Raw genomic sequence first — 13,130 nt, 5'->3', positions numbered from 1 at the left:
GGTGAAGGTCCGCTGTCGGCAACCGCTCAAACTTTGCAAAGCGCGCTATCTGCGCATAGCTGCCACTCGACCAGCTTACCTCCCCGGCATTCCTGACAGAAACTATCAGATGGCGGCAGTCAGCCCTAAATGCCCCACCAGCCCTGAACTCAGATTCTTGTTCCCCCTGGTGTAAAAAACGCAGGGGAATTCTAGCATGCTGCCGCATTTTGATAGGAGATATACGTTATTGGAATCTGAAATAATTACTCCTCAAGCTCTTTTTCAAGCTCATGCCTTCGTTCAATGGTTGCTCTTACTTTGCATATTTCCAGATCAGGGCCGCGCGTAGGACCCGCGGCGAAAACTCCGAAATAATATTCACATTCACTATCCGCGAAATTCTTCCAAATTGCGTGTCGTTCTTGCAGAATTTGCAGGGCCGCGGCGTTTTCTAGCCCCAAATCTACAAGCTTACGCTGCAATTTCTGTTCAACGCCTGCCAGCAACTGTTCTTGATGCTCCCTTTCGTCCGAAAGGCAGTCCAGCCACTCCTCGCTTATGTTTGAGACCTCGCTTGAGCAATTGGCAAAGGCCGGGCTCAAAAAGCTTCTGGTTTCTGCAATGGCTGCAAATCCGACAACACAAAGAGTTATCGATCCAATGACCCCAACTGCTTTTACAAGAAAATGTTCAGGCGAATTCATTTTGCCAACCACACTGCGAAATCTGAGTTGCATGACCCAACTTCGACGTCGACGTTGCCAGCGTCAACTATGCAGGAGTTCTCATCAATGAGCATTTTAAACTGGTTGTCCGGCAATGGATGAAAATACATTTTCGTGGCCTCGGACCAACTGTCTGTAAAACGATACCCGTTGCGATCATCGAGCTCTAGGAAATACCGTCCCTGATAAATGACAAGCAATCCAGTTTCTGTGGTTCCAAACGCCAGCTTCTGTGCGCCGTCCTTAAGGTCGAAATTCCAATCAAAACCACGTCCGGTCACTCTGTTTGACACATGGTAGTAATCACCCATTATGGGTTCAAACGCCTCAATGATATGAAAAGGAAGAGCTTCGTGTTCTTGGGAAGTCAGGTATGCTTTGGCGAATTTCGAGGTCAGCGCCGACATCTCGTGAATGACATAGCCGCTGCCGTTCACCGGTGGGATATCCCAATTTTGCGCGGGATTACCCACTTCGCACTCGGCAAAAATAACTTCCGAGGATTTTGCGTGCGGTCCGCACGGAGCCTCTTCTGCCGTCAGGCATAGCCCATCAACCGATATCAACCGATGATTGTTAATGAGGAACGGATGGGCATCTAGGCAGCTATTCGCAAAATGTAGTGAGTTTTCTTTCACATACAGCTGACATTCCCCAAGTGGAACGTCCTCCCGCCCACCTTGCCGCTGTTCTGCGCTCCTATCAAGCCTCTTGGACCCATGGTGCCGTTGTTCGGGCATCTGACGCGCGAACTGAGCACGATTTCCGGTCTCGGGGGCGAGGTTGATCCGGATATTGGTCTGACCGACCCCCGTATGGATAGACCGGTTGAGCCGCTTTTGTTCAGGTTTTATGATTAACGATGTTGTCATTAGGGAACCGGCGGTGCGCGCAGCCGATGTATGGCCGCAAGGATGCGGTTGAACAGATCGCCGCTGACAGCCACCTCGGCCAGTTGGAAGGTGATTGCACGGGCGTGACGCACAACCCTCGCACCAATCTTGATCAATCGCGTCTGCAGGCTTGTCAGTGACCAGTCGGCTATCTCATCAGGTAGATCAGTGCCCTGTAGGAAGGCACCGATATTGTAAGCCAGTGCATGGAGTTGCAGCCGCACCTCGTTCTGCGCCATGCCTTTGCAGGACAAACGGGTCCAGTTGATCGCCTGCTTGCCTTCCTTGATGTATTGCTCGGCGGTGCCGCGTTGGTTGTAGAAGCGGATGATCCAGTCGGGTTCCATCGGCATGTTGGTGACCACGAAGCCCACGCGCGGGAACAACTCGCTGGGATGCCATTCCACCTTGGCGATGACACGACGAGGTTTGTCCCAAGATGCCGCCTGATATTGGAAGTCGCCGTAGATGCGCTTCACGCCTTTTGGCGGACGACCCACAGGGCGCTTGAGCAGATGCGCAATCTTGCCCTGAAGAACGCGATTGGCCCGAAGGCGGATGGCGTAGAAATAGTTTTCCAGTTCCAGAGTTTTGTATAGCTCCGGGATGGCGAACGCAGCATCCCCCCGGAAGAACCGCATCAGGTGACGATCCGCATATCGCGCGATGACGGGCTTCAGAACCTCTTCCCACCCATCTGCGCTGTGAACATTGCCGGGGCGCAGGGCGCAGCGTTCCAAATGGCCAAACTGGTTGAAGACGAACAGCGGGTGATAGCACATGCAGCCGAAATGCCCGTTCCAAGCGGTGCCTTCTTGCGCGCCGTGGGTGGGACTGACTGAACTGTCCATGTCGAGCGTGATCCACTTGGGCGGTTTGCGATTGTGAACCCGGTCGATCCAGTGTCCTGATAAATCCGCCAGCACAGTGCGATTGTCGGTTGCCGCCAACACCTCGGTCTCGAACCGTCCCATCTGGCTCGCAGACGCGGCCTTGGCCTCAACGGCACGCCCTCCAACGACCTGCCGCATCACCGGATCAAGCGATAAACGGTCCGCGTCATTAACATCATCATATCCGGCCAGCCGCCCAAAGACCGACTGGCGCAACAAGCCGACCAGTGAGTGCAGGCGATTGTGGCCAGTTCGCGTGTCTCTCAGAAATCCGCCCGCAATGTCGTGCAGGCCGAGCACTTCATCCAATTCCCTGAACAACAGTAATCCACCGTCCGAGCTGATCTTGGAACCATGAAACTCCAGCCGGACCCGGCGGTCAAAACTGAGCCGCCCATCACCCGTTTCGCGTGCACCCTCTGGGTGATCCATAATCCACCACCTTCAGCCAAATTAACATACTGAAATATAACACATTAGTGGCCGTTGGAGGCGCGAAAACGTCAAGTTACTTGGGAAATGCGGGTACAGACATCCGGCATCCGTTTCTAAATTGACATAACCCGCCTCGGCACTGAAAGCACTGATCGCGGTCGCGGCCAGGAAGCTGAACGCTCGTAAAGAAACCGAAAGGTGTTTGTATTTTGTAAGTTTCACGCGATCTTTTTCCGATTTAGATGTCTTGTCGAGACTTGCTATCCTGCAATCACCAGGCAGGATCTGCCACCGGCCTATCAGCAACCCATTGAAAACACTAGATGCAGAAAGTGTCGCGGCCGGCGGATCTGCCACCGCGGCGGGTCATGCTCTGCCAGTGAAATCTTCGCCATCCCACTTTTTGAATGGATTCCTCAAGAGCGTTGGGTTCCATAAACTGCTTGATACCGAGCGGTATCAATTTGGAAAGCCTCTCAGGAAAGATACGCCCTTGTAACATTTCTCCGGATCCTGTACAAAAGATACAGACCGGTAACAATACGAATTCAATAGAAGTAAGCTACCGAGGTGTAGCATGAGGTGCATGCCATGGAACTGAAGACCGCCGAACAGCGTCTGGCCCGCCAGTTCGGCGAGAGCCTGCGCGCCCGCCGGAAGATGCTGGGGTATACTCAGGATGATCTCGCGTCCATGATCGGCGCCAACAGACGCTTCATCAGCGAACTGGAGCGCGGAAAGGGCACCAGCTATCTCGGCCCATCCTTGGCAGCCGCCGAAGCCCTCGGTATCAACATTTCCACCCTCTTCGAAGAGCGTCGAAGTACATCAGCCTCATCTCTTCCGAAGGCGTAACCCATGGACATCTTCTTCGAGAAGTACATTGTCGGCAGGATCGATACGGCAGCAACTCCGTCACCGGTATTCCGTTACGATCCAGCATGGCTTTCCCTGCCAGGTGCCTTCCCAATGTCAACGACCTTTCCCCTGATGGAGCAACCCGTCGGCTGGGACGTCCTGGCCCCATGGTTGATCAACCTCCTGCCGGAAGACGCTGACGCACTGCGCATGATGGCCCGTATCCTTGACGTTCCTCACACCGATGTTCTGGCCCTGCTCGAACGGGTTGGTCGGGATACGTCGGGGGCACTTTCCTTCGCGCAGAGAGGCACCACCGGTGATACGGTCATTCCAATCGAAACGGACGCTGCACTTGAGAAGATCCTGAATGAACTGCCTGCCAAACCATTCCTGGCCGGCGATGAGGGGGTCTCCATGTCCCTCGCAGGCGTACAGTCAAAACTCTCCGTCCGCCTGCTCGATGACGGCCGACTTGGCATTCCCGTAGACGGCGCCCCTTCCAGCCATATTCTGAAGCCCGATAATCCGGGTCGCCTCTGGGGCAGCGTCCACAACGAGGCATTCTGCCTGACCCTGGCTCGCCGCGTTGGACTGTCTGCGCCGGTCGTCACTACAGGACAGGCCGGAGAGCGGCAGTTCCTTCTCGTGGAAAGGTATGATCGAGTAAGGGAAGAAGACCTGCTTCGCCGCTTGCACCAGGAAGATTTCTGCCAAGCCTTGGGACTTCCGCCCGGTGCGAAGTACCAGCATTCTCAGCATCGCGGCCCGAAAGCCAGCTTCTCGCGCATGATGGATCGCCTGCGGGAAGTGGGTGGCGGCTCTCAGGTCATGCAAATGTGGGACATGTTGCTGTTCAACGTCCTGAGCGGGAATACCGACGCCCACCTGAAGAACCACTCCCTACTCCTGTCATCAGATGGGGTGAAGCTCGCTCCCATCTACGACGTGATGTGTGCCGGTGTCTGGCCCAACATCACGCGAAATCTGGCATTCGATGTCGGTGGCAAGCGCGTAGGAGATTACGTCGAAGGGCGCCACTGGCGCCGCGAAGCGGAGGCCTGTGGTCTCGCACCAAGACGAGCCCTGGCGCGTGTGGAGGATATGAGCAACAAGGTTCGAAACGAGCTGCGTGCAACGGCGGAGGACGTTGCTGCCATGCCGGCAGGATATCATGGCATCCTGGAAGGTGTCATGGAGGAGGTCGACCGCAGGTGCAAAACAGTTTTGAGCACCTTGGCGAAGTAGGCGCTGTCGCGATACGTTTTATGAATTTTGTCGCGATCAACGTATCGATACCGGTCACGCAAAATCAATGACTTACGCAGAGGTGGCAGAGATAGACCCGTAAGGTGGCGGTCGAAATGCCCAAAGTGGCAAATTTACCCCGGGCATTTCAGCGGTGCATTTGCACCGCCCTTTGTTCATTGAGTGCCGGACTTCCAGTTGTCTCCTGACCGCATTTTAAAAATGCGCTTTTTGTCGCAAAAGCGCAATTTAGATGTCGGACGTCACCCACAACAAGGAACTTTACCTGCTTCAGCCACATTTCGAGTGACCGCAGCTGCGGCAGGTCATGCAGCCTTCGATCATCTGCATGTCGAATTGTCCACAGCTCGGGCAGGCCTTACCGCGGGGGGCGTTCAGGTTCACCACCTCCGCCTGCGGGTCGGATTTCAACCCCATGCCTTCGCCCTCAAGAAAGCCTGTCTTGACCATATGAGTCTCGATCACCCCACCAATGGCCGCCAGAATTGAGGGAATGTATTTGCCCTGCACCCAGGCCCCACCGCGTGGATCAAAGACCGCCTTCAGCTCTTCCACCACAAAGGAGACATCGCCGCCGCGCCGGAACACCGCCGAGATCATCCGGGTGAGCGCCAAGGTCCAGGCATAGTGCTCCATGTTCTTGGAATTGATGAAGACTTCAAACGGCCGACGGTGATCGCTGATGATAATGTCGTTGATGGTCAAATAGATCGCATGTTCCGAATCCGGCCATTTCAGCTTGTAGGTATGCCCTTCCAGCGACTGCGGACGGTCCAGTGGCTCCGACATGTAGACCACTTCGGCACCGGTCTCGCCCTGCGCGCTGGCATGGGGTGCATCTGCGGTTTCACCAGGAGCGGTATCAGCGCTTTCAGAGACAGACAGAACTGACCCGGTCACATCGTTGGGGCGATAGGTGGTGCATCCCTTGCACCCCTGATCCCAGGCCTGCATGTAGACGCCCTTGAAGTCGTCAAAGGAGATGTCCTCGGGGCAGTTGATGGTCTTGGAGATCGAGCTGTCGATCCATTTCTGTGCTGCGGCCTGCATCTTGACATGGGCCGCAGGTGGCAGCGTCTGGGCGTTGACAAAATAGTCGGGCAGTGCGGCATCGGTGCCAAATTTTTCCCGGTACATCTGTACTGCGTAATCGACGACTTCTTCCTCGGTGCGGCTGCCGTCTTTCTGTAAAACCTTGCGGCTATAGGCATAGGCAAAGACCGGTTCGATCCCCGAAGAGACATTGCCCGCATAGAGGCTGATGGTTCCGGTGGGCGCAATCGAGGTCAGCAGCGCGTTGCGGATACCGTGTTCGCGGATGGCATCGCGCACGTCCTCATCCATGTTCATCATATTGCCCGAGGCCAGATAGGCTTCGGCATCAAACAGCGGGAAGGCGCCCTTTTCCTTGGCCAAATCCACCGAGGCCAGATAGGCGGCGCGGGCGATCGCATGCAGCCAGCGGTCGGTCTGACGCGCCGCTTCGTCCGAGCCATATTCCAGCCCCAGCATCAACAGCGCATCGGCCAGCCCCGTCACGCCCAGGCCAATCCGGCGCTTGGCCTGGGCCTCGGCGGCCTGGGCCTCCAAGGGAAACTTCGACACATCCACCACATTGTCCATCATACGCACAGCGGTGGCGACCAGCTCCTGCATGGCGCCTTGGTTCAGCTCGGCAGAGGCCTCAAAAGGGTTGGAAACCAGGCGCGCCATATTGATCGAGCCCAGCAAGCAGGCGCCATAGGGCGGCAGCGGCTGCTCACCGCAGGGGTTGGTGGCACAGATGTTTTCAATATAGCTGAGGTTATTGGCCTTGTTGATCCGGTCAATAAAGATCACGCCGGGCTCGGCATATTCATAGGTCGCCTGCATGATCTTGTTCCACAGATCCCGCGCCTGCACGGTGTGGTAGATTTTACCATCGAACTGCAGCTCCCAGGGACCATCCGCCTTGACGGCTTCCATGAAATCATCGGTGATCAGCACCGACATGTTAAACATCCTCAGACGGGCCGCGTCGGATTTGGCGGTGATAAAGGCCTCAACATCCGGGTGATCGCAGCGCATGGTCGCCATCATCGCACCGCGGCGCGAACCTGCGGACATTATGGTGCGGCACATGGCATCCCAGACATCCATGAACGACAAAGGCCCAGATGCATCTGCCGCCACGCCTTTGACATCCGCGCCGCGCGGGCGAATGGTCGAAAAGTCATAACCGATGCCGCCCCCCTGCTGCATGGTCAGCGCCGCCTCTTTCAACATGTCAAAAATACCCGCCATGCTGTCGGGTACGGTCCCCATCACAAAGCAGTTGAACAGGGTCACCTGACGCGCGGTGCCGGCCCCAGCGGTAATCCGGCCTGCGGGCAGGTATTTGAAATCTTCCAGCGCCTCGTAGAACTTCTCTTCCCAGACGGCGGGCTTGTCCTCGGCGCGGGCGAGATCACGGGCAATACGACGCCAGCTATCCTCCACGGTCACATCGATGGGGGTGCCGTCCGCTTCCTTGAAACGATACTTCATATCCCAGATTTGTGCGGCGATGGGGGCAGCAAAGCGGCTCATATAGTGATTCCCTATTGGTCGATGTTCGCAGTTGAGTGGCGGCTTCGATACTACAGGCGGATACAAATCCTCAACGGTGAAATCACGGTTCGTTGAGAAATAATTACTGAGTGTACCACAATATCTTGCTCGCACCAAATTTCAAAACACTATATAAGGGTTGGGCTCTGGACGACTCTGTGGGGAAGCTGTGGATAACTATGTCAATCTGGTGAAGCTCTCTGTTGGCACAGAAAGCGTCGAAAACCTGCAGGACTGGCAGGACATGACCGGGCTGCGACTGCCCGAAGGACTGCCGCGTCACGTCACCCGCATGTGGCCCAAACGCGAGGCAGAGATTCTCGCTGGTGGATCAATCTATTGGGTCATCAAGGGGCAGATCCAGTGCCGCCAGCGCATCCTGCGTATGGATGAGGTGATCGGCGAGGATGGTATTCGCCGCTGCGCCATTATCCTTGACCCCAAACTTCACCGCACCCAGACCGCCACCAAGCGCCCCTTTCAGGGCTGGCGCTACCTCAAACCCGAAGACAGCCCCGCCGACCTGCCAGAGGGGCGCAGCACAGAAGAGCCTCTGCCTCTGGAGCTCTCCCAGGCTCTGGCCGAAATCGGCGTGCTCTAATCGGCAGAAAGCCACAGGGTCCTCTCTGGTGTCCGGATTTTGCGGCATGCACCACAGCACCACCCTGCGCAACAGGGTTTAGCCGTGCGGCCACAAGGGTGTGCATTGCTCTCGATCTGCGCAAAACATGTCTCAGTACGAAAAAGCGCCGCGCGATAGCGCGGCGCCGGGCCCAACGGGAGCCCGGTGCACTTTAGTGCATGGGCGACGGGCGGGAGCCCCCCTTTTGGCCTTCAAACTCAGCGTTCCCTGGTCATTCCCCGGTCAACCCCAGCTCAGCCGTGGATCAACTCTGACAGCGCCTTCAGCGCGACGCGTTCCGCTTCCGAATAGGAGGCCACACGGCTGCGCCACAGGGTCGCCTGGCTTTGCAGCACCAAGCCATCCGACAACAGCTTGAGGTGATTGGCCCGCAGGGTCTCGCCGGTGGAAGTAATATCGGCCACCATCTCTGCGGTTTCATTCTTCACCGTGCCTTCAGTGGCGCCCTGGCTGTCGACCAGCTGATAATCTGCCACACCGGCCTCGGTAAGGAACTCACGCACTAGGCGGTGGTATTTGGTGGCAATCCGCAGGCGGTGACCATGGGTTTTGCGAAAAGCCGCCGCAACCGCATCCAGGTCATCCAGCGTATCCACGTCGATCCAGCACTGCGGCACCGCCAGGATCAAATCCGCATGGCCAAAGCCAAGTGGCTCCAGCTCTTCCAGCTGTTGCTCCCAGAGCGGCAGTTTTTCCTGCACCAGATCGGTGCCGGTCACCCCTAGGTGAATGCGACCTGCCGCCAGCTCCCGCGGGATTTCCCCCGCCGAGAGCAGCACCAGCTCCATGCCTTCAACCCCTTCGATGGCGCCGGCATATTCCCGTTCCGATCCAGTCCGCGCCAGGGTCACGCCCCGTTTGGCAAACCAATCAAACGTCTTATCCATCAGCCGCCCCTTGGACGGCACACCCAGTTTCAGGCTCATGACTGACCCTCCTCGAGCATCAGCATCAGATCCGGGCGCAGCACGCCCCCAACAGCGGGGATTTCACCGCCATTCCCCAATTGCCGCGTCAGCGCATCATAGCGCCCGCCACTGGCAATGGGAGGCAAATCCGGCCGCACTTCGGCATAGAACCCAAAGACAAACCCGTCATAATATTCCATCGAGGTGCGCCCGTAGGAGGCCTCAAAATCCAGGCTGTCAATATCAATGCCCCGCGCCTTGAGCGCCGCAATCCGCCCGTCCAGACGATCCAGGGCCGGGTTGATTGCAGGCAGGTCCACCGCTATGTCGCGCATCTGTTCAATGGCAAAGGGTACGGTTTCGCGTACCGCCATCAGCGCCTCAAGCGCCAGCAACTCGTTTTCCGCAATGGGCGGCGCCGCAGCATCAGCCCGCAGCAGCGCAATGCGCGCCTCCACTTCCGCTTCGCTGCGCTTGCCCAGAACCGTCGTCTCCCCCGTCAGCCCGCTTTCCGAGGACAGCAGTTTCAACCGGCTTTCCGGCACCGCACTGCGGCCGGCATAGCGGTCCAGCAAAGAGCGAAACCGCCGGGGACGCCAGATATGGCGCATCAGGGCAGATTTACGGATCTGCGTGGTGTTCAACCCCTCAACCGCAGCCATCAGAATACCAATATCGCCGGTTGCCGCCCGCAGGGGCAAGCCACGCAATTGCAAGGCAATCAGCGCAAAGACCTCGGCATCGGCGGCAGCAGGGTCATCGCGGTCAAACACCTCATAGCCCACCTGTAGGTATTCGCTGGCCCGATCCGGGTCGTGTTCCTGGCGGCGAAACACTTCGCCCGCGTAGGTATAGCGCGCGGGCTCGGCCCCCTCCCGCATATGCATCTGCACCACCGGCAGGGTGAAGTCCGGGCGCAGCATCTGCTCGCCACGCACCGCGTCCGAGGTCACATAGGCCCGCGCCCGAATGTCCTCACCATAGAGATCCAGCAGGGTGCCGGCCGGCTGCAACAGAGGTGGCTCCACCACCTGCGCCCCTGCGGCCTCAAAGTTCATGCGCAGCCGTGCGGCCCGCGCCAGTGTTTTTGAGCGATCCATCATGGTCTAGCCCTGGCTCTCTAGAATTTCGCGCACCTTGGCGACCAGTTCGCCGCGCGGCACTTCAAACTGGCTGGGACGCTCTTTCCACTCTTCCAGCGTGGCACTTTCAGCGATCTTGGCGCCCAGGATCAGATCCTTGATCTGAATGACGCCATTTTCCTTTTCGTCGCCGCCTTCGATCACCGCGATGGGGGAATTACGCTTATCCGCATATTTCAGCTGATTGCCAAAATTCTTGGGATTACCCAGGTAGACTTCGGCACGAATGCCGGCATTGCGCAGCTCGGCCACCATCGCCTGATAATCCGCCATGCGGGCTTTATCCATCACTGTGACCACAACAGGCCCCGTGGGCGTGGCACTGAGGCGGCCCTTTTCGCGCAGCGCAGCGAGCAGGCGATCAACGCCAATTGACATACCCGTTGCCGGTACTTCCTGACCGGTGAAACGTTTCACCAGATCATCGTAGCGCCCGCCCCCGGCAACAGAGCCAAACTGCCGTTTGCGCCCCTTGTCGTCAAAGATCTCAAAGGTCAGCTCGGCCTCGTAGACCGGGCCGGTGTAGTATCCCAGGCCCCGCACAATCGAGGGGTCAATCTCAATCCGGTCAGAGCCATAGCCACCGGCGGCCATCAGATCACCGATCTGTTCCAGCTCGCCAATGCCTTCGGCCCCAATTTTGCTGTCACCAACAGCATCGCGCAAATTGGCGATGGTACTTAAAAGGTCATCCCCTTTGGCTGTCAGGAAAGAGATCACAGGCCAAACCTGATCCTGAACCAAACCAACGCCATCAATATACGCCCCAGAGGCATCTAGCCGACCTTCCGTTAGAAGTTGGGCGACCCCTTCCCCTCCAACTTTGTCGAACTTGTCAATTGTACGCATCACGGCGGCCTTTTGATTCTCATCTTTGACGCCGATGACATCTAGAACACCATCTAGGACCTTGCGGTTGTTGACCCGCACCAGATAGTCACCACGCGGGATGCCGACGGTTTCCAGCGTATCAGACAGCATCATGCAGATTTCGGCATCTGCCGCCATAGACGCCGTACCCACGGTATCGGCATCGCACTGATAGAACTGACGGTAGCGCCCGGGACCAGGTTTTTCATTGCGCCAGACCGGCCCCATCGCATAGCGACGATAGGGGCTGGGCAGGTCATTGCGGTGCTGGGCATAGACCCGCGCCAGCGGCGCTGTCAGGTCATAGCGCAGCGCCATCCAGTCGCCCTTGTTGCTGTCGGGATCGTTTTCATCGACCTCCTGCCAGGCAAAAACACCGGCGTTGGGGCGTTCAACATCGGGCAGAAACTTGCCCAGCGCTTCGACGGTTTCCACCGCCGCGCTCTCCAGCGCCTCGAACCCGTAATGATGATAGACACCCGCGATGGCACGCAGCATTTCGGAACGCTGTGTCACCTCTTCGCCGAAATAGTCACGAAATCCCTTGGGCGTTACCGCCTTGGGACGGGGCTGTTTCTTGATCTTGGCCATGAAAAGGCCTCCTCACGGGTGGGTTTGGGTCATTTACTCGCCGCGCGGTCTAGCCCAAGCCGTGCCTGTGAGCAAGGCAACAGGTTCGACCACACCGGGTCAAGCCCAAGTGATCTGGCGCTGCCTAGCTTTTCAGCATGACAGGAATGCGACAGCCCCTGCGCCGCAGCGGGTACGGGCAACAAAGATCAAATCTGCGAAAAATCGCCGGACCGCCCCAGCCCAGAGGCAAAGCGCTGCGCCCCGTCGCGTCCCTCTGTCAAAAAGGCCTTGGCTGACCGCCACTCGCGCCGCAGCGCCGCCGCCAGCTCTTGCGAAGGCATCCGCGCCGACAGATGATCCGCCCGCATGCAGGCCTGCGGAAACCGGGTGAGCTCCTGCGCCAGGGCCTGCGCCATATCCAGGGCTTCCCCCGTTGGGGCAAGCCGGTCGGCAAAGCCAATCCGGTGGGCCTCCTCGGCGGGCAGGGTGCGACCTGTCAGGATAAGATCATTGGCGCGGCCCTGCCCCAAAAGCCGCGGCAAGCGCACGGTGCCGCCGTCAATCAGCGGCACTCCCCAGCGGCGGCAATACACCCCGGCAAAGGCATCCTCCGCCATGACCCGCATATCGCACCAGGCCGCCAGCTCCATGCCACCCGCCACAGCCGGGCCTTCAATCGCAGCAATCACCGGCTTTGACAGCATCAGCCGCGACGGCCCCATGGGGCCGGGACGGGGATCAACAACGGGATCGCGCCAATCCGCCTCGATATCCAGCGCGGCCAGCCACTCATCCGATGCGCCGCCGCCTGCGGATTTGAGATCAAACCCCGCACAGAAGTAGCCGCCCCGACCAGTCAAGACTGCGACTTTTGCCGTCTCTTCGGCCTCAAAGCGCAGAAAGGCCGCATAAAGCGCGCGCGCAGTAGCAGGCCCCACCGCATTACGTATCTGCGGGCGGCAAATGGCAATTGTCATCACGCCGTCGCGCTGGCTGATGTCTACTGGTGGCATTTCATCTTCAGTTGCAGCCATGGTTGTGTCCCTTGCAGCTCATTGGCATCTCTCTTTGAGCTGAGCCTGCGCGTCTTCCCCATGGACCGGCAAGAGGAAGGTGCTTATGACGTTGCGCAGCTATGGAGAAACACATGCAAGCCTTGGAAGAAAAGATCGCCCACCTGACCCGCACCGTCGAAGAGTTGAGCGACGTGGTCGCCAGCCAACAAACCGAGATTGACCGCCTGTCCAAACGGGTACGGATGCTGATGGAGCGCGAAGCTGGACGCGAGCAGGGCAGCGGGGGCGCCCATGTGTTCGGCGACGAGCGCCCACCGCACTACTAGGAAGGCGG

General features: G+C 58.1%; 12 protein-coding genes. 4 read left to right on the top strand and 8 right to left on the bottom strand.

What is annotated here, in order from left to right; genetic code table 11:
* Positions 1-245 precede the first annotated feature (245 nt).
* Genes JZI28_RS04370 through JZI28_RS04360 form a run of 3 tightly spaced genes read right to left on the bottom strand, consistent with a single transcriptional unit; the run spans position 246 to position 2,925 of the window.
* Positions 246-686: a lysozyme inhibitor LprI family protein gene (locus JZI28_RS04370; protein WP_375698170.1), complete on the bottom strand. Its 441-nt coding sequence runs from the start codon at positions 684-686 to the stop codon at positions 246-248.
* On the bottom strand, positions 683-1,579 hold the full coding sequence (locus tag JZI28_RS04365) for a hypothetical protein (RefSeq protein ID WP_375698171.1): 897 nt from the start codon (positions 1,577-1,579) through the stop codon (positions 683-685). The genes JZI28_RS04370 and JZI28_RS04365 overlap by 4 nt, the downstream gene beginning before the upstream one ends.
* Positions 1,579-2,925, bottom strand: a complete 1,347-nt coding sequence (locus JZI28_RS04360) for an IS1380 family transposase (RefSeq protein WP_040176196.1) — start codon at positions 2,923-2,925, stop codon at positions 1,579-1,581. Before JZI28_RS04360 ends, JZI28_RS04365 begins: the two co-directional genes overlap by 1 nt.
* Positions 2,926-3,519: 594 nt before the next feature.
* On the opposite strand from JZI28_RS04360, the gene JZI28_RS04355 reads away from it, so the two are divergent.
* The gene (locus JZI28_RS04355) at positions 3,520-3,783 is read left to right on the top strand and encodes a helix-turn-helix domain-containing protein (protein WP_375699353.1); all 264 of its coding nucleotides are present in this window, start codon (positions 3,520-3,522) and stop codon (positions 3,781-3,783) included.
* A gap of 3 nt (positions 3,784-3,786) precedes the next feature.
* Positions 3,787-5,034, top strand: coding sequence for a type II toxin-antitoxin system HipA family toxin (locus tag JZI28_RS04350; RefSeq protein WP_375699352.1), 1,248 nt, complete (start codon positions 3,787-3,789; stop codon positions 5,032-5,034).
* A 291-nt stretch (positions 5,035-5,325) separates the two neighbouring features.
* On the opposite strand, the gene JZI28_RS04345 is transcribed toward JZI28_RS04350, so the two are convergent.
* Positions 5,326-7,623 carry an adenosylcobalamin-dependent ribonucleoside-diphosphate reductase gene (locus JZI28_RS04345; protein ID WP_375699351.1) on the bottom strand — a complete coding sequence of 766 codons (2,298 nt, stop codon included), beginning with the start codon at positions 7,621-7,623 and terminating at the stop codon, positions 5,326-5,328.
* Between the two features lie 190 nt (positions 7,624-7,813).
* Here JZI28_RS04345 and JZI28_RS04340 point away from each other — a divergent pair, with 190 nt between their 5' ends.
* Complete coding sequence (locus JZI28_RS04340) at positions 7,814-8,245, top strand: DUF1489 family protein (protein WP_297341411.1); 432 nt, start codon at positions 7,814-7,816, stop codon at positions 8,243-8,245.
* A 275-nt stretch (positions 8,246-8,520) separates the two neighbouring features.
* Here the strand turns inward: JZI28_RS04340 and hisG are convergent, their stop codons facing one another.
* The 4 genes from hisG to JZI28_RS04320 all read right to left on the bottom strand — a co-directional run bounded on the left by hisG (position 8,521) and on the right by JZI28_RS04320 (position 12,814).
* On the bottom strand, positions 8,521-9,213 hold the full coding sequence (gene hisG / locus JZI28_RS04335) for an ATP phosphoribosyltransferase (protein ID WP_295455769.1): 693 nt from the start codon (positions 9,211-9,213) through the stop codon (positions 8,521-8,523).
* The gene (locus JZI28_RS04330; RefSeq protein WP_295455770.1) at positions 9,210-10,298 is read right to left on the bottom strand and encodes an ATP phosphoribosyltransferase regulatory subunit; all 1,089 of its coding nucleotides are present in this window, start codon (positions 10,296-10,298) and stop codon (positions 9,210-9,212) included. The genes hisG and JZI28_RS04330 overlap by 4 nt, the downstream gene beginning before the upstream one ends.
* A gap of 3 nt (positions 10,299-10,301) precedes the next feature.
* A complete protein-coding gene (hisS, locus tag JZI28_RS04325; RefSeq protein WP_375699350.1) occupies positions 10,302-11,798 on the bottom strand; it encodes a histidine--tRNA ligase in 1,497 nt (498 codons plus the stop codon).
* Between the two features lie 188 nt (positions 11,799-11,986).
* On the bottom strand, positions 11,987-12,814 hold the full coding sequence (locus JZI28_RS04320; RefSeq protein ID WP_375699349.1) for a crotonase/enoyl-CoA hydratase family protein: 828 nt from the start codon (positions 12,812-12,814) through the stop codon (positions 11,987-11,989).
* Between the two features lie 113 nt (positions 12,815-12,927).
* Here JZI28_RS04320 and JZI28_RS04315 point away from each other — a divergent pair, with 113 nt between their 5' ends.
* Complete coding sequence (locus JZI28_RS04315) at positions 12,928-13,122, top strand: SlyX family protein (RefSeq protein WP_295454406.1); 195 nt, start codon at positions 12,928-12,930, stop codon at positions 13,120-13,122.
* Positions 13,123-13,130 lie beyond the last annotated feature (8 nt).

Origin of the sequence: Pseudophaeobacter sp. TrK17 (assembly GCF_042192375.1) — a bacterium.
Taxonomy (GTDB): Bacteria; Pseudomonadota; Alphaproteobacteria; order Rhodobacterales; family Rhodobacteraceae; genus Pseudophaeobacter.
The sequence above is the reverse complement of the archived record's forward strand: the minus strand, read 5'-3'. Positions and strand labels throughout refer to the sequence as shown.

Coding starts and splice junctions, on each gene's coding strand:
- JZI28_RS04370 (WP_375698170.1), bottom strand. CDS start 686: ATGAATTCGCCTGAACATTTTCTTGTAAAAGCAGTTGGGGTCATTGGA.
- JZI28_RS04365 (WP_375698171.1), bottom strand. CDS start 1,579: ATGACAACATCGTTAATCATAAAACCTGAACAAAAGCGGCTCAACCGG.
- JZI28_RS04360 (WP_040176196.1), bottom strand. CDS start 2,925: ATGGATCACCCAGAGGGTGCACGCGAAACGGGTGATGGGCGGCTCAGT.
- JZI28_RS04355 (WP_375699353.1), top strand. CDS start 3,520: ATGGAACTGAAGACCGCCGAACAGCGTCTGGCCCGCCAGTTCGGCGAG.
- JZI28_RS04350 (WP_375699352.1), top strand. CDS start 3,787: ATGGACATCTTCTTCGAGAAGTACATTGTCGGCAGGATCGATACGGCA.
- JZI28_RS04345 (WP_375699351.1), bottom strand. CDS start 7,623: ATGAGCCGCTTTGCTGCCCCCATCGCCGCACAAATCTGGGATATGAAG.
- hisG (WP_295455769.1), bottom strand. CDS start 9,213: ATGAGCCTGAAACTGGGTGTGCCGTCCAAGGGGCGGCTGATGGATAAG.
- JZI28_RS04330 (WP_295455770.1), bottom strand. CDS start 10,298: ATGATGGATCGCTCAAAAACACTGGCGCGGGCCGCACGGCTGCGCATG.
- hisS (WP_375699350.1), bottom strand. CDS start 11,798: ATGGCCAAGATCAAGAAACAGCCCCGTCCCAAGGCGGTAACGCCCAAG.
- JZI28_RS04320 (WP_375699349.1), bottom strand. CDS start 12,814: ATGGCTGCAACTGAAGATGAAATGCCACCAGTAGACATCAGCCAGCGC.
- JZI28_RS04315 (WP_295454406.1), top strand. CDS start 12,928: ATGCAAGCCTTGGAAGAAAAGATCGCCCACCTGACCCGCACCGTCGAA.